Consider the following 18,471-nt stretch of genomic DNA (forward strand, 5'->3'; position numbering starts at 1 on the left):
CGTTTGTCCTTCTCACGTCACGTTGTAGGCGGCGATGGCCGCCATGTTGACGATGTCGCTGTCCTTGGCGCCGATCGGCAGGATCTGCACCGCCTTGTCGAGGCCGACAAGCAGCGGGCCGATCACCGTCGAGCCGCCGAGCTCCTGCAGCATCTTGGTGGAGATCGAGGCCGAGTGGAACGCCGGCATGACCAGCACGTTGGCCGGTCCGGTCAGGCGGCAGAAGGGATAGGCCGCCATCTTGTCCATGTTGAGCGCCACATCGGCCCCCATCTCGCCGTCATACTCGAAGTCAACCCGGCGGCGGTCGAGGATCTTCACCGCCTCGATGACCTTCTCCGACCGCTCGCCGCGCGGATGGCCGAAGGTCGAATAGGCAAGCATGGCGATGCGCGGCTCGTAGCCCAGGCGGCGGGCGACATGAGCCGCCTCTTCGGCGATGTCGGCCAGTTCCTCGGAGGTCGGCATGTCGATGACCGCAGTGTCGGCAACCAGCACCGTGCGGCCCCGGCACAGAGCCAGCGACACGCCGATCACCCTGTGGCCGGGCTTGGCGTCGATCACGCTGCGCACCGTGTCGAGGGCGACCGAATAGTTGCGGGTGAGGCCGGTGACCATGGCATCGGCATCGCCCCGCGCCACCATGATGGCGCCCCAGTAATTGCGGTCGTTGTTGACGAGACGCTGGCAGTCGCGCAGCAGGTAGCCGCGCCGCTGCAACCTTGCATAGAGGTATTCCGCATAATCGGCATTGCGGGTGGAAAGCCGTGCGTTGAGCACCGAGATGCCGCCACGCTCCAGATCGACACCCGCGGCAGCCGCGACCTCGCGCACCTCGTCCTCCCGGCCGATCAGGATCGCCTCGCCGAGCCCTTGCGCAACGAAGCTTGCCGCCGCACGGATCACCGGTTCCTCCTCGCCCTCGGCGAAGACGACGCGCTTGGGCTGCTGGCGCACCTTGGAGAAGATCCGCTGCAACGTGCCGGCGACCGGATCGCGGCGGGCGGAGAGCTGGTGGCGATAGGCCTCCATGTCGACGATCGGCCGGCGGGCAACGCCGGTGTCCATTGCCGCCTGGGCGACCGCCGGGGGGATTGCCGAGATCAGGCGCGGATCGAAGGGCACCGGAATGATGTATTCGGGACCGAATTTCGGCCGGTTGCCGCGATAGGCGGCGGCGACTTCGTCCGGCACCTCCTCGCGGGCAAGTTCGGCCAGCGCCCAGGCGCAGGCGACCTTCATCTCGTCATTGATGGTGGTGGCCTGCACGTCGAGCGCACCGCGGAAGATGTAGGGGAAACCAAGGACGTTGTTGACCTGGTTCGGGTAGTCGGAGCGCCCCGTGGCGACGATGGCGTCGTCGCGCACCGCATGCGCCTCCTCGGGGGTGATCTCCGGATCCGGGTTGGCCATGGCGAAGATGACCGGGTTGGGCGCCATGACGCGCAGCATGTCCTCGGTCAGCGCGCCCTTGACGGAGACGCCGAAGAAGACGTCCGCCCCCTTCATCGCGTCATAGAGGCTGCGGGCAGGGGTCTCCACCGCATGGGCCGACTTCCACTGGTTCATGCCCTCGGAGCGGCCCTTGTAGATGACGCCCTTGGTGTCGCACAGGATGACGTTTTCGTGCGGCACGCCCAGCGCCTTGACCAACTCGATGCAGGCGATGCCGGCCGCGCCGGCGCCGTTGCAGACGATGCGTGTCGTCGCCAGCTCGCGGCCCGTCAGGTGCAGTGCGTTGATCAGGCCGGCGGCGGCAATGATCGCCGTGCCGTGCTGGTCGTCGTGGAAGACCGGAATGTCCATCAGCTCGCGCAGGCGCTGCTCGATGATGAAGCAGTCCGGCGCCTTGATGTCCTCAAGGTTGATGCCGCCGAAGGAGGGGCCCAGATAGCGGACGGAATTGACGAAGGCATCGACATCCTCGGTGTCGATCTCCAGGTCGATCGAATCGACATCGGCGAAGCGCTTGAACAGCACCGCCTTGCCCTCCATCACCGGCTTGGAGGCGAGCGCGCCGAGATTGCCAAGGCCGAGGATCGCCGTGCCGTTGGTGATCACCGCGACGAGATTGCCGCGCGTCGTGTAGTCGAAGGCACGCGAGGGATCCTCGGCAATCGCCCTGACGGGAACGGCAACGCCGGGCGAATAGGCGAGCGACAGGTCGCGCTGGGTCGCCATCGGCTTGGTCGGCGTTATCTCCAGCTTGCCGGGCCGGCCCTGCTGGTGGAACTGCAATGCCTCCTGCTCGGTAAAGCTGACACTGCTCTTGCCCGATTTGTCCGTCGTCGGCATTCCGCCCCTCCACTTCGATCTTGCCGCCGACCTCCGACGGACGCAGACCTTATCCCCGGAAAATACACCACTCAACCCGAACGGAGGAGCGCATGCGGTGAAAGCTCTTATTCCATCTGATAAATCACCGATGCTGCCTGCCGGCGGAAAGCGGCCCCGTCATTTTCGGGTTTTCCGCGAGCGCCGGCCGAACTAGGGTCCAGACTGCATGGCCGACGATATCCAGACCCAAGACACCAGCAGCGCGCCGAAGACGCCCGCACCGGACCTCGCCGGCATGACGCCGATGATGGCGCAGTATATCGAGATCAAGACGGCCAATCCGGACTGCCTGCTGTTCTACCGCATGGGCGACTTCTACGAGCTGTTCTTCCACGACGCGGAGGAGGCCTCTCGGGCGCTCGGCATCACGCTGACCAAGCGCGGCAAGCATCTGGGCGAGGACATCCCGATGTGCGGCGTGCCGGTGCATGCGGCCGACGACTATCTGCAGAAACTGATCGCGCTCGGTTTCCGCGTCGCGGTCTGCGAACAGACCGAGGATCCGGCGGAGGCGAAGAAACGCGGCTCCAAGTCGGTGGTGCGGCGCGAGGTGGTGCGCCTTGTCACGCCCGGCACGCTGACCGAGGACCGGCTGCTGGAGGCGAACCGCAACAACTATCTCCTGACGCTTGCGCGCGCCCGCACCGGATCGCTCGACGGAGACACCGCCTACGGGCTCGCCTGGGTGGATATTTCCACCGGCGCCTTCCGCATCGCGACAAGCGACGCGCGCGGACTTTCAGGCGATCTTGCCCGCATCGACCCGCGCGAGGTGATTGTCGCTGACAGCCTGCTCGAGGACACGGATTTGCGCCGGCTGATCGAGGAGTGCGGCGCAGCGCTGTCGCCCGTGCCGCGCAGCCTGTTCGACAGCGCGACAGCACCGGAAAGGCTGGCCCGCTACTACGGCGTTGCGACGCCCGAGGCATTCGGCGCCTTCTCGCGGCTCGAGCTGACGGCAGCGGCGGCGGCCATCGCCTATGTCGAACGCACCCAGTATGGCGAGCGGCCGCCGCTCGACCCGCCGGCTGCGGAAGGCGCAAGCGCGCGCATGCTGATCGACCCGGCGACACGCGCCAACCTGGAGCTGATGCGCACCCTGTCCGGCGAGCGCGCCGGTTCCCTGCTCTCGGTCATCGATCGCACGGTCTCGGGACCCGGCTCGCGCCTGCTCGCCGCACGGCTGGGCGGTCCGCTGACCGATATCGAGGAAATCCGCCTGCGCCAGGATGCCGTCGAGCGGCTCGCCGGGGACACTTATCTGCGCGAGAGGCTGCGCGAGAAGCTCAAGTCCGTGCCGGACATGGCCCGCGCCCTGTCGCGCATCGCCATGCAGCGCGGCGGCCCACGCGACCTTGTGGCGATCGCGACCGGCCTTACCGCTGCCGGCGAAATAGCCGCACTGTTCGCAGAGCCGGGAGCGGAGGGCGCCGAAATCGGAGAGGCGCTGGCGGGGATCGCCGCGGCGCCGGTGGAACTTGCCCGGGAGCTTGACGTCGCGCTTGTCGACGATCCGCCGCTGCTTGCCCGCGATGGCGGCTTCGTGGCGGAGGGTTACCTCCCCGATCTCGACGAATTGCGCCGGCTGCGCGACGACAGCCGCAAGGTCATCGCCCAACTGCAGGGCGGACTGATCGAGGAGCTCGCGATCCGGGCCCTGAAGATCAAGCACAACAACGTGCTCGGCTGGTTCATCGAGGTGCCGGCCACCCATGCCGAGAAACTGACCGCCGATCCGGGGCGCTTCATCCACCGCCAGACCATGGCCGGCGCGATGCGCTTCACCACCACCGAACTGGCGGAGCTGGAAAGCCGCATCGCCAATGCCGCCGGTCGTTCGCTGGCGCTGGAGAGCGAGGTCTTCCGGCGCCTGTGCGCGGATGCCGTGGCGGCCGGCGCGGCGATCAAGGGGGCCGCCGACGGACTTGCCGTGCTGGATGTCGCCGCCGGCCTTGCCCATCTGGCGGACGAGGAGAACCATTGCCGGCCTCTGGTCGACGACAGCCTCGCCTTCTTCATCGAGGGCGGTCGCCATCCGGTCGTCGAGGCCGCGTTGAAGCGGGACGGCGGCGGATTTGTCGCCAACGATGCCGATCTGGGACCCGGCGAGGGGGATGAAGGCGGCCGGATCTGGCTGATCACCGGCCCCAACATGGCGGGCAAGTCGACCTTCCTGCGCCAGAACGCGCTGATCGCGATCCTGGCCCAGACCGGCGCCTTCGTGCCGGCGACGTCCGCCCGTATCGGCGTGGTCGACCGGCTGTTCTCGCGTGTCGGGGCCGCTGACGATCTCGCCCGCGGCCGCTCGACCTTCATGGTGGAGATGGTCGAGACGGCGGCGATCCTCAACCAGGCCGGACCACGCTCGCTGGTGATCCTCGACGAGATCGGCCGTGGCACCTCGACCTTCGACGGACTGTCGATTGCCTGGGCGGCGATCGAGCATCTGCACGAAGCAAACCGGTCCCGCGCGCTCTTTGCAACGCATTATCACGAGTTGACCGCGCTGTCGGCCCGCCTCGACCGACTGGCCAATGCCACCGTCAAGGTCAAGGAGTGGCAGGGCGACGTCGTGTTCCTGCACGAAATCGTGGCCGGAGCCGCCGACCGCTCCTATGGCATCCAGGTGGCGAAGCTCGCCGGCCTGCCGGCTGCGGTGATCGAGCGCGCGCGCGCCGTCCTGGCACAGCTGGAAGAACAGGATCGCAGGGCGCCAGGCGAGCAGCTTATTGACGACCTGCCGCTGTTCGCAGCGCTGTCAGCCCCGACCCGCCCCGCGACGACGGCGGCGTCCGATCCGGTTCTCGACGCGCTTGATGCACTCGATCCGGACGACCTGACGCCGCGCGCGGCGCTGGAAGCGCTCTATGCGCTCAAGCGGCAACGCGCCGGAAACTGATCCGGCAGCAAACGGTCACGGAAATCCCCCAAAAGGCGCTGTCAGGGGGACCGGCCTCATCGGCCTTACAGGTTTTCCAGAACGGGACCGGCCAGACCCGCTTCCCAGCCGAGGATCGCACGCTTGCGCGTCAGGCCCCAGTGATAGCCGCAAAGCTTGCCGTTGCTGCCGAGCACCCGGTGGCAAGGCACCACGAAGGAAACCGGGTTGCGACCGACGGCGCGTCCCACGGCGCGCGCCGCGCGCGGCTTGCCAAGACGCTCGGCAATGGCCTGATAGGTGGTGGCGCGGCCAAGCGGGATGCGCAGCAGCGTCTCCCAGACGCGGATCTCGAAATCCGTGCCGATCAGCACGACCCGCAGCGGCGTGTCGGCTGCCCAGGCATCGGGACTGAAGATCCGCTCCGCCAATGGCGCGGTGCGTGCCAGATCCTCCGCATAGGTTGCTCTCGGCCAGCGCTCCATCATGTCGTCGAGCGCGGCGCGCTCCTCGCCCGGATCGGCAAAGGCAAGGCCGGCAAGGCCGTGTTCGGTCGCCATCACCAGCGCCATGCCGAAAGGCGAGGGATGGAAGCCCCAGGAAATCACGGCCCCCTCGCCCTTGGCGCGATAGATGCCCGGGGTCATCGCCTCGTGGGTGACGAAGAGATCGTGAAGCCGGGCCGGGCCGGACAGGCCCACCTCGTAGCTTGCGTCGAGCACGGTCGCCGACTGGCGCAGCAGGGCACGGGCATGGTCGAGCGTGATCGCCTGCAGGAACTGCTTCGGCGTGATCCCCGCCCAGCGCGAGAAGACCCGCTGCAACTGGATCGGTTCCAGCCCGAGATCCCCGGCAAGTGCCTCCAGGCTCGGCTGGTCCCGCCAGCCCTCGGTGATCGTCTGCAACGTGCGACGCACGGTTTCATAGTCGCGGGCAGCCTCACGCGGCGACAGCGCGGCACGCGGTGCCATCATCGGTGCGGCGATATCCTGCATCACGGTCATCGCGACGCTCTCCTCTTGCAGTCCTTGCAAACTCTCCACATAGCCTAGAGCCGTGCCGGTCGTCGCACCACCCGATTTGCGACATGCCATCAGGCCCGAACGCCGTCTTGCTTCGGCCAAAAACCCGGGCCACTCTGCGGCCCTCAGGCACATCATCAGGTTGCACGCACGCGAGATGGATACCAACGACATGCAAGAGCGCTCCCTGCCGGCCCGCCCGACACGCCCCCTGGCCAATCCCGGACGCTCGGTTTTCGCAAGGGCCCTGGCACTGGCGGTGACAGCAACGGCACTGGCATTGTCCGGAGTGCCCGCAAGCGCCGATGTCCGCATCGTTTCCCTGAAAAGCGACAACCCCGCGATCGCCATAACATCGGCCACCAGCGGGGGCACCGCGCTCAAGTCCGTCGGCAAGTCGGACACAAGCCTGTTCGTGGAGGCCGGTGCGGCGGGCAAGGACTTTGCCTGCCAGCAGACGCTGGCGATCACGCTGTCCAACGGCCGGTCGCTGTCCCGCTCCTATGACCTTTGCGCGGCGAACTACACGCTGACAGTGGAGACGGCCGCCGCAACCCGCCCGGCACCTCCGAAGACCGCGCCAGCGGAGACCGTTTCGTCCTCTCCCGCACAGGCGAAAAAGACGGGCTCCGGCCGCATCGAACGCAAGCTGGTGATGATCCAGACGGATGATGACACCGCGATCCGCGAGGTCTTCATCGATGACCGGCCCGCGCAGGTGCGCCGCCGCTCCCAGGCCCGCGTGTTCGTCGAGGTCGAAGGCAACGACAAGAATGACGGGCAGATCGACTGCCGCCGGCCGATGCGGCTCGTGCTCGCAGACGGGCGTATCCTGCAGGACACCGTCGATATCTGCGGCGACTGGAAGGTGACGATGAGCACCAAGGCCGCAGCCAAGCAACAGGCGGGCGGAGGCAATGTGCGCCGGGCAGTGCCCTCGACAGCCGGCCCCGCCGCCCCGCCACTTGCAGGCGGCGTCCGCCGACCGACGACGTCGGGCGGCGCGGACGGATCGGACACGTCCGGCAACCTGCGCGGCAGCCGCGACGAGACCGCCCGCACGGATCCGGCGCGCCGCGAGGAAAAACGAACGGGCGAGGAGACGGAAGAGCGAACGGAGACGGCTGAAAATGCCCGGGACGAGGCTCCTGCCGGCGGCCGTTCCTCCGCTCCCCATGACGCTCTCGCCCTGCCGCTTTTCGACAGGCGCGAATGGTATGTTTCTCCCGGTCAGGGCGACACGTTGAGGCTGGTCTACGGCATCCGGGAAACGGACGACCGGGGCTTCCTGGCGACCTGCGAGCGGGGGTCCAACCAGATCGAGACGAGCCTTTTGCCGGGTGAGCTTCGCCTTGCCGAGAACGCGCCCGTCGACGTTGCCCTTTCCGCCCGCGACATTACCCGTCGCTATACCGGGCGCGGGTCCTCGGCCAACAATGAAAGCGGCCGGTCGATGCCGCTGGTGCGACTTGCCGCCGACGATCCGATCTGGTCGGGGCTTGCGCGCGGCGAAGCGCTGACGGTGGCGCTGCAGGGAAGCTGGCGCTACCGGGTGTCGCTGTCGGGCAGCGCCGGCCCGGTGCGCGCGTTCCAACAGGCTTGCGCCACGCCCGCGCCCGCTGTCGCCGACACCCCCGGCCCGACGCGCGGACTGCCTGTCGCCGGCGCGGATCCCCAGGGACCGACCTGCGCCGACGAAGGTTTCATCACCTCTGTGCCGAGCGACCTGCCGGCCACCATGGTCTTCGAGAACCGCCGCCAGCGGCCCATCGTCGTTCACTGGATCAATTTCGACGGATTGCGCGAGACTGACGCCAGAGTGCCGCCGGGAGGCCGGATGGTGCAGCAGACGCTGGCGGGCCACCCCTGGCTGGTCTCGACCTCCTCGGGGCGCTGTCTCGGCATGTATCTGGCGCGCGGGCGCAGTCGCACGGTCACCATAACGTCGGGCCAGGGCGGCAACGCGCCGGTCGCCAGCGGGCCGATAGCGCCCCCGCCTCCCGCACCCTTCGTCCCGGGCGGCGATCTTGTCGAGCTGTCCTATGACTGCGACAGCGGCGCCTACCTGTCGGTCACCATCGACAACGACCGGCAAGTGGCGATCGTCCGCGAGCAAGGCCTCTCGCCCGTGACGCTCGCCGACCGGTCCGGCGGCGGTGTCGATCTCTATTATGCCGATCGCGGATATGTGCTCAGCGGTTCGGGCAACCGCGTCAACTGGCAGCGTCCGGGCTCTCCGCCGCAATACTGCCGGGTCTTCTAGGCCTGGACGGAAGAGCGCAAAGGGTTTTGCCGGATCACTCGGCGGAGGCCACTGCAGGTCCTGGCCCGCCCGATTGCGCCAGGGCAAGCGCCGAGCGGAGCGCACCGGCGAAGCTGGTGCGATCTTCCGGATTCAGAAAGCCGCCGATATCGATGGCCCGGTTGCGTGCCGTCAGCGTGATGCGCGTAACGCCTTCATCCTCTTCCTCGCGCAGGTGCAGCCGCGCCCAGAACGGGTTGCAGGTGAAAAGCTGCTCGCGGCCGGAGGCCCGCACCTTGCGGATACGGATTTCGGTACGCGACACCTGAACCTCCTCGAAGGCCCGCGCCGCCTTGTAGTTCCAGCGGAACGCAAAGAAGACCAGCAGGATGTCGAGCCCGAGGAACCCGAAAACCGGCCAGGCTCCAAGCGACAGGAACACCAGACCCGCCAGCAGGCAGATGCCGCAGATGAACAGCATGAGAACACGGAAGCCGGCGGGACCGAGCGAACGGTAGGGAGTGAGGAGCGCGGCAAAGAACGGCGCGTCCCCGTCCGCAAGGGTCTGCGCGGTCTCGAACCGCTCGGATTTCGGATTGCCGGGCATCATGGACGAAGATTATAGAGGGGGAATGAGCGAGAACCAGCCGAAATCAGCGACCAAACGCAAGCCCGCCGCTGCCCGCAGGGCGAAAACCGCAAAGGTCTCGGGCGCGACGCGCCGGCCGGCGCGGCCGCGCTACACCAAGGCCGAGTTTCACGCGATCTTCGCCCGCTTCCACGCCGCCAATCCGGAGCCGAAAGGCGAGCTTCACTACGTGAACCCCTACACGCTGCTGGTCGCGGTGGCACTGTCCGCGCAAGCCACGGATGTCGGCGTCAACAAGGCGACCCGGCCGCTTTTCGAGATTGCCGACACGCCGGAAAAAATGGTGGCCCTGGGCGAGGACCGGCTGCGCGACGCAATCAAGACGATCGGTCTCTACCGGAACAAGGCGAAGAACGTCATCGCCCTCTCGGAGATCCTGATCAACCGGTTCGGCGGCGAGGTGCCGCAGGACCGCGAGGCGCTGGAAACCCTGCCCGGCGTCGGCCGCAAGACGGCCAACGTGGTGCTCAACATCGCCTTCGGCATGCCGACCATCGCCGTCGACACCCATCTTTTCCGCCTCGGCAACCGTATCGGTGTCGCCCCCGGCAAGACGCCCCTGGAAGTGGAGAAGGCGCTGGAGAAGGTGGTCCCGCCCGAGTTCCTGCTGCACGCCCATCACTGGCTGATCCTGCATGGACGCTACATCTGCAAGGCCCGCCGGCCGGAATGCGAGAAATGCCTGATCGCGGACCTGTGCAAGAGCCCGGAAAACTCCCGGCGCGCGGACAAGGCCTGATAGATCCGATGTTTCGAAAAGACGGTCTGCACCCGGCGCGGGAACGCGCGCGGGGCACTGGCCGGCGGTTGTCACCGGCGGGACGTCAACCCTTGCGGCGGAGCCGGATCACGACATCGACACGCACGATTTCCATGCCTTCCGGCGCTTCCGGCAGGCGCGCCATCGACACGCCGGAGCCGGGGATGTCGACGACGCGGTTGTCGCCCTCGATGAAGAAATGGTGGTGATCGTCCGTATTGGTGTCGAAATAGGTCTTCGTGCCCTCGACCGCGACCTCGCGCAGCAGCCCCGCTTCGGTGAACTGGTGCAGCGTGTTGTAAACGGTCGCCAGGGACACCGGCACGTCGGCGGCCTCGGCCTCCTCGTGCAGAAGCTCGGCCGAGACATGGCGGTTCCCGCGCGAATACAGCAGTTCTGCTAGCGCAACGCGCTGACGGGTCGGGCGCAAACCGGCCGTTCTCAGCATGTCCTGAACTTCGCGCTGTCGCTGCATCTCTCTCACGTTTGACCGCTCACCTTGGCTCTATCGTATCGTGGCATCTTTGACATGGCGGTTCCCGCGCCACCGGTCAATCCCGGCCATGCACGCCGGCGGCAACGCCGCAGCCGGATCACCTTCTTCGCAGTTTTCTGCCATGAACCGCGCCCTCCTTGCAAGTCCTGCGGGCCCTTCAGGCAAATGTCAAAATGCGACCCACAGCAACGCGCCGTGAGTATTATAGCAGGAAAGTCTGCGGCAAACTGCGGCGGAGCACCCGAATGCACGGCGAAAACGCATGATTGCAACGACTTCTCGGGCTTTCGAAGCGGAAGGTGCTATGTTAGTAAGCGCGGTCAGAACCAGACCCCGGACCGACACATGGCCGCTTGAAGCCAGGGCCGGTAGACGGGGCATCTTGAAAAACCTGCGGGAATGGGAAGAACGTGCGGCAATCCAGCTACTCCTACGAAGAATTGCTCACCTGCGGACGCGGCGAGCTGTTTGGTCCCGGAAACGCGCAATTGCCGCTTCCTCCCATGCTCATGTTCGACCGGATCACCGAGATCTCGGAAGATGGCGGTGAGCATGGCATGGGCTGCGTTCGCGCCGAATTCGACATTCGGTCCGACCTCTGGTTCTTTGCCTGTCATTTCCAGGGCGACCCGGTGATGCCCGGTTGCCTCGGCCTCGACGCCCTGTGGCAGATGACCGGCTTCTTCCTTGGCTGGCTCGGCGAGCCGGGACGCGGTCGCGCCATTTCCACAGGCGAGATCAAGTTCTCGAAGATGGTGACGCCCGACGTGAAGCTGGTCGAATACGGCGTCGACATCCGCAAGCTGCGGCGCGGGCGGCTGGTGCTCGGCGTTGCCGACGGCTGGCTGAAGGCGGATGGCGAAAAGATCTACCAGGCCAAGGACCTGAAGGTCGGCCTGTTCCAGGCCTGACACCGGATCCGGCAACGCCGAGCGGACCGGCGCGCGATCGCCACGATTGATCGCCGGAACGTTGACGCCTATGTGGTGGGGACACGGTCCTGCAACTCCGCGGGGCAGCGCGACCCTTGGGCGCGGAAATCTTGACACCGAGACGACGCCTGGAGCGTCGTGCGAACCTATACGGGAGACCGCGATGAGGCGGGTGGTAATCACCGGACTGGGCATCATTTCGTCGATCGGAAATTCGGCGCAGGAAGTCCTTGCGAGCCTGCGCGAGGGAAAGTCCGGCATTTCCGCGGCCCCCGACTATGTGGAGCACGGTTTCCGCAGTCAGGTGCACGGCATGCCGAACATCGACCTGGCCGCCGAGATCGACAAGCGCCAGCTCCGCTTCATGGGTGACGGTGCGGCCTACAACTATCTCGCCATGCAGCAGGCGATCGCCGACAGCGGGCTGGAGGACAGCGACGTCTCCAATCCGCGCACCGGCATCGTCATGGGCTCCGGCGGACCGTCGACCAAGAACATCTTCCAGGCGCACAAGACGGTGATCGAAAAGGGGTCCCCGAAGCGGATGGGACCGTTCATGGTCACCCGCGGCATGAGTTCGACCAACTCCGCCTGCCTGGCGACTCCCTTCAAGATCAAGGGCATCAACTACTCCATCACCTCGGCCTGTTCGACTTCGGCCCACTGCATCGGTGCCGGTACCGAGCAGATCCAGTGGGGCAAGCAGGACGTCGTCTTCGCGGGCGGCGGCGAGGAACTGGACTGGACGCTGTCCTGCCTGTTCGACGCGATGGGCGCGATGTCCTCCAAATACAACGACACGCCGACCACGGCCTCGCGTGCCTATGACGTGTCCCGCGACGGCTTCGTGATTGCCGGCGGCGGCGGCGTGGTGGTCCTCGAGGAGCTTGAGCACGCCAAGGCGCGCGGTGCCAAGATCTACGCCGAAGTGACCGGCTATGCCGCCAATTCCGACGGCTATGACATGGTCGCTCCGTCGGGCGAGGGCGGCGAACGCTGCATGCGGCTGGCGATCGAGACGCTCGGCGACCGCAAGGTCAACTATGTCAACACCCACGGCACCTCGACTCCGGTCGGGGATGTCGGCGAGATCCAGGCGATCCGCCGGGTTTTCGGCGACGACCAGCCCGTCGCGTCCTCGACGAAATCGCTCACGGGCCACAGCCTGGGGGCGACCGGCGTGCACGAGGCGATCTACTGTCTTCTGATGCTGCAGAACGACTTCATCACCGCATCCGCGAACATCACCGAACTTGATCCAGCGCTCAGCCCCGACGAGATCGCGATGCAGCGGATCGACAATGCCGGTCTCGACACGGTGCTATCCAACAGTTTCGGTTTCGGAGGCACCAACGCCTCCCTCGCGCTGTCGCGCTATCACGGCTGAGGGGGCCAGAATGTCGGGATTGATGAAAGGCAAGCGCGGCCTTGTCATGGGCGTCGCGAACAACCACTCGATCGCCTGGGGTATTGCCAAGGCGCTGGCCGCCCAGGGCGCGGACTTGGCTTTCACCTACCAGGGCGATGCGTTTGGCCGGCGCGTCAAGCCGCTGGCCGACAGCGTCGGAGCAAAGCTTCTGATCCCGTGCGATGTCGAGGACGTGGCGAGTGTGGACACGGTTTTCGAGACCCTGAAAGCCGAGTGGGGCTCGATCGACTTTCTGGTGCATGCCATTGCCTTTTCCGACAAGTCGGAACTGCGCGGACGCTATGCCGACACGACCCGCGAGAACTTCACCCGCACCATGCTGATTTCCTGTTTTTCCTTCACGGAGATCGCCAAGCGCGCGGCAAACCTGATGTCGGACGGCGGCGCCATGGTGACGCTCACCTATGGCGGATCGAACCGGGTCATGCCGAATTACAACGTGATGGGCGTGGCCAAGGCGGCGCTTGAATCTTCGGTTCGCTATCTGGCGATGGACTTCGGTTCGCAGAACATCCGCGTCAATGCCATCTCGGCCGGTCCGGTGCGCACGCTCGCCGGATCGGGTGTCTCGGATGCGCGGGTGATGTTCAACTACCAGAAGCAGCATTCTCCGCTCGGACGGACGGTGACCATCGACGAAGTGGGCGGATCCGCCCTCTACCTTCTCTCCGATCTGTCATCCGGCGTTACCGGCGAGGTGCATTTCGTCGACAGCGGCTACAGCACGGTCTCGATGCCGCGTCTCGACGCACTCAAGGCACAGGAAGCGCAGGTCCAAGAGGACGTCTGAACGGCGATCCCGCCCGAGCGGGCGGCAGATCCGGGAAAAGAAAGGCCGGCCTCATCGGGCCGGCTTTTTCATTCGACCGTTTCGTCGGGATAGACGCCGAACAGTCGGGTCTGGTCGATCCAGCCGGAAAACCCGCTGCCGCTGACCCGGCACCAGCCCTCGCGGCAGGAGCCGACGTTGACCAGCACATTGGGGGCGAGTTCAGCGGACAGTCTTGCATCCGAGCGCGGATCCGAGCGCAGCGGCGTCGTGCCGGTTTTCTCCCAGGGCGTCACCAGGGCCGTACGGCGGCCGCTCAGGAGCGAATGGAAAACCCAGCCTTCCTCGCCCTGCCAGTCGCGAATGCGTCGCCAGTTCTCGAATTCCTGAACGATTTCGACGGGGAGGCCCGAGCGCAGATAGGTCCAGCCGATGCGGTGCTCGAGGGTCGGTCCGACGCGCACATTGACGCGGTCCGACTTGAGACTGACGAAGCGGGGGACAGGGAACCCGCTCGGCCCGAGCGTGACGCTCTGGGCAAGGGCCATGGAACCGGACGCAAACCATGCACCGCCAACCAGTACGGCAATCAGACACAGGCTGCGGACAAGCTTGCTGCAAGGGCCTGTGTTTCTCGGTGCCGTGCGCATGGTCATTCCGGTCAATTCCCTTCTCAAGGACGCTGTCGCATGTGGTCCCCGCGGCCGGGCACAGGGAACGCCGAAGCAGACTGCCGAACGGTGCAGGGCCCAAGGCCGATGCACCGCGACGCCGGTCCTCCGTCCATTCTGAAACGCTGCAAGCGAAACCCTGCGAATCGCTCTTTTTCAAGGCAATTCGAGGGCCGGTGCCGGATTGCGGGAAATCAATCGGCTCCGATCCCTTGTTTTGAACGGACCATCTGGTAAGGAGAACGGGAGCGTCGAACCGGCTTTTCGGAGACGATGCAGTTTGGGACAAGCAGGGTTAAGGAGCCCTCAACAGAGCGCGAAAAGGCGAGGAGCATGCCCAGGAAAAAGCCGCTGGTCGTCGTGACACGCAAGCTGCCGGATGTTGTCGAAACCCGGATGCGCGAGCTGTTCGAAACCCGTCTCAACGAAGCCGACCGGCCATTGAGCCAGGCGGAGCTGGTGGAAGCGGTGAAGACGGCGGACGTCGTCGTCCCGACCGTCACCGACCGCATCGATTCCGCCGTGCTCTCGCAGGCCGGCCCCAATCTCAAGCTGATCGCCAATTTCGGAAATGGCGTCGACAATATCGATGTCATCACCGCCAACAATCGCGGCATCACGGTCACCAACACGCCCGGTGTCCTGACCGAAGACACGGCGGACATGACAATGGCGCTGATCCTCGGCGTGCCGCGACGCATGGCCGAAGGCATCAAGGTGCTGGAACATGGCGAGTGGGGCGGCTGGTCGCCCACCTGGATGCTCGGCCACCGAATCTGGGGCAAGCGTCTGGGCATCATCGGCATGGGCCGGATCGGTCAGGCGGTGGCCCGCCGGGCCAAGGCCTTCGGCATGTCGATCCATTATCACAACCGGCGGCGGGTTGCGGAAACGCTCGAGGAATCGCTCGAGGCCACCTATTGGGACAGTCTCGACCAGATGCTGGCCCGCATGGATGTGGTCTCGGTTCACTGCCCGCACACGCCGGCGACCTATCATCTTCTCTCAGCGCGCCGGCTCAAGCTGATGAAGCCGAACGCCTATATCGTCAACACCGCGCGCGGCGAGGTGATCGACGAGGCGGCTCTGATCCGGCAACTCGATGCCGGGCATCTGGCAGGCGCCGGTCTCGACGTGTTCGAGCACGAACCGGCGGTCAATCCCAAACTCGTCGCCTCCGACAAGGTGGTGTTGCTCCCGCATATGGGCTCGGCGACGGTCGAAGGCCGTATCGACATGGGAGAGAAGGTCATCATCAACATCAAGACCTTCATGGACGGGCACCGCCCGCCGGACCGGGTGTTGCCGTCGATGCTCTGAGCGGGCCTCGCCTTCTGCGTGCTACTGCCCGCCGGCAGTGAAGCGCGTCCACAAGGCGTTCTCGCCCATACCGGCAACAAATTCGCTGTGGGCGGTCCGTTCGGCGTCCGTAAGCCGCTTCGGCAGGGCTGCGGGACGTGGCCTGGCAGGCTCGCGTTGCGTCCTGTCCTGGCCATCCGCCTGACCGGACTGGGTGTGCTCAGGCTCCACCGACAATGCGAGCCCGGCCTGCTTGCCCCCCATCAGCTCGATATAGACTTCGGCGAGGATCTCGGAATCGAGCAGCGCGCCATGCTTGGTACGGCGCGAATTGTCGATGCCGTAGCGATTGCACAATGCATCCAGCGATGCCGGTGAACCGGGATGCTTGCGCCGCGCAATCGCCAGCGTATCGATCACCTGCGCCGGAGAGATCGGCTCACGCCCGATCCGCCCCAGCTCCATGTTGATGAACCCCATGTCGAATGCGGCGTTGTGGATGACCAGCACTGCATCGCCGACGAATTCCAGGAACTCCTGGGCGATTTCGGCGAACCTGGGCTTGTCGGCAAGAAACTCCGCGGAAAGCCCGTGGACGTTGTAGGCCTCGATCGGCACGTCCCGCTCGGGGTTGAGATAGACATGATAGGTCCGGCCCGTCGGGACGTGATTGACGAGCTCGACCCCGCCGATCTCCACAAGCCGGTCGCCATTTCTGGGATCCAGCCCCGTGGTTTCCGTGTCGAAAGCAATCTCGCGCAGCATCAGGGCATCATCCTGTTTGGCAACAGAAGCAGTTGCGGGCAGCCAAGTGTCCGGGAAGGGCCCGCGTCGCCACAAGGCCCTCGCTGGATATACCGAGGAAATGCACCGCTTTTCCCCCGGTAAAGCAGTCCGTTGTTCACATGATGCAGAACCGGCACAGCCTGGTCAGGCAAGGGCGGAGACCGCGCGCAGCACCGATCCCACCATGCGCCGGGCGGGCGCCATTCCATGCCCTGTATCGATCAGGAAATGGGCTCGCCGGCGCTTTTCCGCATCCGGCATCTGCTTGGCGAGCAGGGCGTCGAGAAGCTTCGCATCCATACCCGGGCGGGCGAGCACGCGCTGCCTCTGGACCTCAGGGGCCGCCGTCACGACGACCGTCGCCCGCACCCGTGCCTCGCCGCCCGTTTCGAAGAGAAGCGGAATGTCCAGCACGGCAATCCGGGCAGCGCTTTCGCGGGCTGCCTCGAGGAAGGCAGTCTCGCTCTTTCGAACCAGCGGGTGAACGATCCCCTCCAGGCGGCGCATGGCCTCCGGCTGGCCGATCACCTGGGCGCCGAGTTTCCCTCGATCGACGACGCCAGCGTCCGTGGTGCCGGGAAACGCCGCCTCAATCAGCGGCGCGGCCTCTCCCCGATACAATGCGTGCACGGCAGCGTCCGCGTCATAGACGGCCGCCCCTGCCTCGGCGAACATCTTCGCGGTGGTCGACTTGCCCATGCCGATCGAACCGGTAAGGCCAAGGACGATCACGCCTGGCTCCCGAGATCGGCGAGGACCAGAGCGCGCAGTTCGTCGGTGACACGCGGCCGCACCCCGAACCAGCGCTCGAAACCCGGCACGGCCTGATGCAGCAGCATGCCGAGCCCATCGACTGCCGGGTTGCCGCGGGCGCGGGCACGGGCAAGAAGCGGCGTTTCCAGCGGCACATAGACCAGATCGGCGACAATGGCGCTTTCCGACAGGTTCCGCAGATCGATCTCGAGCGGCGGCTGACCGCTCATGCCAAGGGATGTCGTGTTTACCAGAAGACCGGTTGTCCCCATCAAGTCATCAAGATCTTCCCAATGACAGGCAATTGAGTCGGGTCCGAAACGCGCCTTCAGATCAGCGGCCTTTTGATAGGTTCGGTTGACGATTGCCACGGTTTTCACACCACGGGAGAGCAGGGCCCATATAACAGCCCGAGCGGCACCGCCGGCACCCAGAACCACGGCATGGGAAAGACCGTCGTCCCAGCCCGGCAGCGACTGGTCGAGATTTCCCAGGAAACCGGAGCCGTCGGTGTTCGCACCGATCAGTCGGCCGGTGTCGTCGAGCCAAAGCGTATTGGCCGCGCCCATGGCACGCGCGGCCTCGTCGAGCTCGTCGCAGGCCGCCGCCGCCGCTTCCTTGTTGGGAACCGTCACATTGCAACCGACAAGGCCGCTCTCCCGAAAATCTCGGTAGAAGGCCGCCGCCGCGTCAGGGGAAACCGCAACTTTCTCGTAGCTTCCGTCGATCCCGTGTTCGGCAAGCCAGTGGCCGTGGACCAGCGGTGAGCGGGAATGGGCGACCGGAAATCCTGTAATCGCGGCACGGCGCGTCATGTTTCCAGCACCCCCTGATGGCGAAGCTCGTCGAGAAGCGGCAGAAGCGGCAGTCCCAGGACCGTGAAGTAGTCGCCGTCGATGGCCTCGAAGAGCTGCACTCCGCGGCCCTCGAGCTGATAGGCGCCCACGCTTGCCAGCGCATCGTCTCCGACTGCGGCAAGGTAGCGGCCAACAAATTCCGGACCGAAAGCACGCATCTTCATCCGGACGGTGCCGACGGCCCTCCAGATCGTCTCCCCGTCGCGGGCGATCGCCGCCGCGGAATGCAACGCATGGGTCTTGCCGGACATCGCCAGAAGCTGCCGCCGGGCAGCTTCCATGTCGTCCGGCTTGGTCAGCCGCGCACCGCCGAACTCCAGCACCTGGTCGGCGCCGACAACGAGCGCTCCGGGATTGCGCAAGCTGGTTTCCTGCGCTTTCGCCTCGGCCAGGACCTGGGCGATGTCCTCCGGCGAAAACCCGCTCTCCAGAAGCGGTGCCTCTATGGCGCGTTCATCGACCCCCGCAGGATCAACGCGAAACGTCAGCCCCGCGTTGCGCAGGAGCTCAGCCCGGATACGGCTTCCGCTGGCAAGAACAAGATCGGTCATGGGATGTCCGTCAGGTCTGTTGAAGGATGAAATGGCGATA

At 65.8% G+C, this 18,471-nt stretch carries 16 protein-coding genes; 7 read left to right on the forward strand and 9 right to left on the reverse strand.

From position 1 onward, the window contains the following. Window positions 1-12 precede the first annotated feature (12 nt). Window positions 13-2,295 (reverse strand): NADP-dependent malic enzyme, encoded by a 2,283-nt coding sequence (locus tag ACN0T5_RS02485; RefSeq protein WP_417767037.1) that lies wholly within the window; start codon window positions 2,293-2,295, stop codon window positions 13-15. A 208-nt stretch (window positions 2,296-2,503) separates the two neighbouring features. Here ACN0T5_RS02485 and mutS point away from each other — a divergent pair, with 208 nt between their 5' ends. Next, window positions 2,504-5,236 carry a DNA mismatch repair protein MutS gene (gene mutS, locus ACN0T5_RS02490; RefSeq protein ID WP_417767038.1) on the forward strand — a complete coding sequence of 911 codons (2,733 nt, stop codon included), beginning with the start codon at window positions 2,504-2,506 and terminating at the stop codon, window positions 5,234-5,236. Window positions 5,237-5,301: 65 nt separating this feature from the next. On the opposite strand, the gene ACN0T5_RS02495 is transcribed toward mutS, so the two are convergent. After that, on the reverse strand, window positions 5,302-6,189 hold the full coding sequence (locus ACN0T5_RS02495; protein WP_417767153.1) for a methylated-DNA--[protein]-cysteine S-methyltransferase: 888 nt from the start codon (window positions 6,187-6,189) through the stop codon (window positions 5,302-5,304). A gap of 220 nt (window positions 6,190-6,409) precedes the next feature. On the opposite strand from ACN0T5_RS02495, the gene ACN0T5_RS02500 reads away from it, so the two are divergent. Further along, window positions 6,410-8,500 (forward strand): hypothetical protein, encoded by a 2,091-nt coding sequence (locus tag ACN0T5_RS02500; protein ID WP_417767039.1) that lies wholly within the window; start codon window positions 6,410-6,412, stop codon window positions 8,498-8,500. Between the two features lie 34 nt (window positions 8,501-8,534). On the opposite strand, the gene ACN0T5_RS02505 is transcribed toward ACN0T5_RS02500, so the two are convergent. Continuing rightward, complete coding sequence (locus ACN0T5_RS02505; protein ID WP_417767040.1) at window positions 8,535-9,089, reverse strand: DUF2244 domain-containing protein; 555 nt, start codon at window positions 9,087-9,089, stop codon at window positions 8,535-8,537. A gap of 22 nt (window positions 9,090-9,111) precedes the next feature. Between ACN0T5_RS02505 and nth the strand changes: the two genes are divergently transcribed. Beyond that, a complete protein-coding gene (nth, locus tag ACN0T5_RS02510; RefSeq protein WP_417767041.1) occupies window positions 9,112-9,867 on the forward strand; it encodes an endonuclease III in 756 nt (251 codons plus the stop codon). Window positions 9,868-9,952: 85 nt separating this feature from the next. On the opposite strand, the gene irrA is transcribed toward nth, so the two are convergent. Further along, the gene (gene irrA / locus ACN0T5_RS02515) at window positions 9,953-10,363 is read right to left on the reverse strand and encodes an iron response transcriptional regulator IrrA (RefSeq protein ID WP_417767042.1); all 411 of its coding nucleotides are present in this window, start codon (window positions 10,361-10,363) and stop codon (window positions 9,953-9,955) included. A 431-nt stretch (window positions 10,364-10,794) separates the two neighbouring features. Between irrA and fabA the strand changes: the two genes are divergently transcribed. The 3 genes from fabA (at window position 10,795) to fabI (ending at window position 13,535) form a co-directional block, all read left to right on the forward strand. Beyond that, window positions 10,795-11,295 (forward strand): 3-hydroxyacyl-[acyl-carrier-protein] dehydratase FabA, encoded by a 501-nt coding sequence (fabA, locus tag ACN0T5_RS02520; protein ID WP_417767043.1) that lies wholly within the window; start codon window positions 10,795-10,797, stop codon window positions 11,293-11,295. A gap of 184 nt (window positions 11,296-11,479) precedes the next feature. Next, window positions 11,480-12,703, forward strand: a complete 1,224-nt coding sequence (gene fabB, locus ACN0T5_RS02525) for a beta-ketoacyl-ACP synthase I (protein WP_417767044.1) — start codon at window positions 11,480-11,482, stop codon at window positions 12,701-12,703. A gap of 10 nt (window positions 12,704-12,713) precedes the next feature. Beyond that, window positions 12,714-13,535, forward strand: a complete 822-nt coding sequence (gene fabI / locus ACN0T5_RS02530) for an enoyl-ACP reductase FabI (protein WP_417767045.1) — start codon at window positions 12,714-12,716, stop codon at window positions 13,533-13,535. A 68-nt stretch (window positions 13,536-13,603) separates the two neighbouring features. Here the strand turns inward: fabI and ACN0T5_RS02535 are convergent, their stop codons facing one another. After that, the gene (locus ACN0T5_RS02535) at window positions 13,604-14,170 is read right to left on the reverse strand and encodes an SH3 domain-containing protein (RefSeq protein WP_417767046.1); all 567 of its coding nucleotides are present in this window, start codon (window positions 14,168-14,170) and stop codon (window positions 13,604-13,606) included. Between the two features lie 348 nt (window positions 14,171-14,518). Between ACN0T5_RS02535 and ACN0T5_RS02540 the strand changes: the two genes are divergently transcribed. Then, window positions 14,519-15,505 carry a 2-hydroxyacid dehydrogenase gene (locus ACN0T5_RS02540; protein WP_417767047.1) on the forward strand — a complete coding sequence of 329 codons (987 nt, stop codon included), beginning with the start codon at window positions 14,519-14,521 and terminating at the stop codon, window positions 15,503-15,505. Between the two features lie 21 nt (window positions 15,506-15,526). Here the strand turns inward: ACN0T5_RS02540 and dnaQ are convergent, their stop codons facing one another. The 4 genes from dnaQ to ACN0T5_RS02560 all read right to left on the reverse strand — a co-directional run bounded on the left by dnaQ (window position 15,527) and on the right by ACN0T5_RS02560 (window position 18,431). Beyond that, complete coding sequence (gene dnaQ / locus ACN0T5_RS02545; protein WP_417767154.1) at window positions 15,527-16,246, reverse strand: DNA polymerase III subunit epsilon; 720 nt, start codon at window positions 16,244-16,246, stop codon at window positions 15,527-15,529. A gap of 168 nt (window positions 16,247-16,414) precedes the next feature. After that, the gene (gene coaE, locus ACN0T5_RS02550; protein WP_417767048.1) at window positions 16,415-17,002 is read right to left on the reverse strand and encodes a dephospho-CoA kinase; all 588 of its coding nucleotides are present in this window, start codon (window positions 17,000-17,002) and stop codon (window positions 16,415-16,417) included. Then, window positions 16,999-17,838 (reverse strand): shikimate dehydrogenase, encoded by an 840-nt coding sequence (locus tag ACN0T5_RS02555; RefSeq protein WP_417767049.1) that lies wholly within the window; start codon window positions 17,836-17,838, stop codon window positions 16,999-17,001. The genes coaE and ACN0T5_RS02555 overlap by 4 nt, the downstream gene beginning before the upstream one ends. After that, window positions 17,835-18,431 carry a Maf-like protein gene (locus ACN0T5_RS02560; protein ID WP_417767050.1) on the reverse strand — a complete coding sequence of 199 codons (597 nt, stop codon included), beginning with the start codon at window positions 18,429-18,431 and terminating at the stop codon, window positions 17,835-17,837. Before ACN0T5_RS02560 ends, ACN0T5_RS02555 begins: the two co-directional genes overlap by 4 nt. Window positions 18,432-18,471: the final 40 nt, after the last annotated feature.

The sequence above is a fragment of the Stappia sp. genome, assembly GCF_048261845.1.
GTDB lineage: Bacteria > Pseudomonadota > Alphaproteobacteria > Rhizobiales > Stappiaceae > Stappia.

Bases quoted from the DNA above. Each gene is read 5' to 3' on its own strand.
- irrA (WP_417767042.1), bottom strand. From the start codon at position 10,363: ATGCAGCGACAGCGCGAAGTTCAGGACATGCTGAGAACGGCCGGTTTG.
- ACN0T5_RS02505 (WP_417767040.1), bottom strand. From the start codon at position 9,089: ATGATGCCCGGCAATCCGAAATCCGAGCGGTTCGAGACCGCGCAGACC.
- nth (WP_417767041.1), top strand. From the start codon at position 9,112: ATGAGCGAGAACCAGCCGAAATCAGCGACCAAACGCAAGCCCGCCGCT.
- ACN0T5_RS02560 (WP_417767050.1), bottom strand. From the start codon at position 18,431: ATGACCGATCTTGTTCTTGCCAGCGGAAGCCGTATCCGGGCTGAGCTC.
- ACN0T5_RS02495 (WP_417767153.1), bottom strand. From the start codon at position 6,189: ATGATGGCACCGCGTGCCGCGCTGTCGCCGCGTGAGGCTGCCCGCGAC.
- fabI (WP_417767045.1), top strand. From the start codon at position 12,714: ATGTCGGGATTGATGAAAGGCAAGCGCGGCCTTGTCATGGGCGTCGCG.
- ACN0T5_RS02485 (WP_417767037.1), bottom strand. From the start codon at position 2,295: ATGCCGACGACGGACAAATCGGGCAAGAGCAGTGTCAGCTTTACCGAG.
- ACN0T5_RS02500 (WP_417767039.1), top strand. From the start codon at position 6,410: ATGCAAGAGCGCTCCCTGCCGGCCCGCCCGACACGCCCCCTGGCCAAT.
- ACN0T5_RS02535 (WP_417767046.1), bottom strand. From the start codon at position 14,170: ATGACCATGCGCACGGCACCGAGAAACACAGGCCCTTGCAGCAAGCTT.
- ACN0T5_RS02540 (WP_417767047.1), top strand. From the start codon at position 14,519: ATGCCCAGGAAAAAGCCGCTGGTCGTCGTGACACGCAAGCTGCCGGAT.
- ACN0T5_RS02555 (WP_417767049.1), bottom strand. From the start codon at position 17,838: ATGACGCGCCGTGCCGCGATTACAGGATTTCCGGTCGCCCATTCCCGC.
- mutS (WP_417767038.1), top strand. From the start codon at position 2,504: ATGGCCGACGATATCCAGACCCAAGACACCAGCAGCGCGCCGAAGACG.
- fabB (WP_417767044.1), top strand. From the start codon at position 11,480: ATGAGGCGGGTGGTAATCACCGGACTGGGCATCATTTCGTCGATCGGA.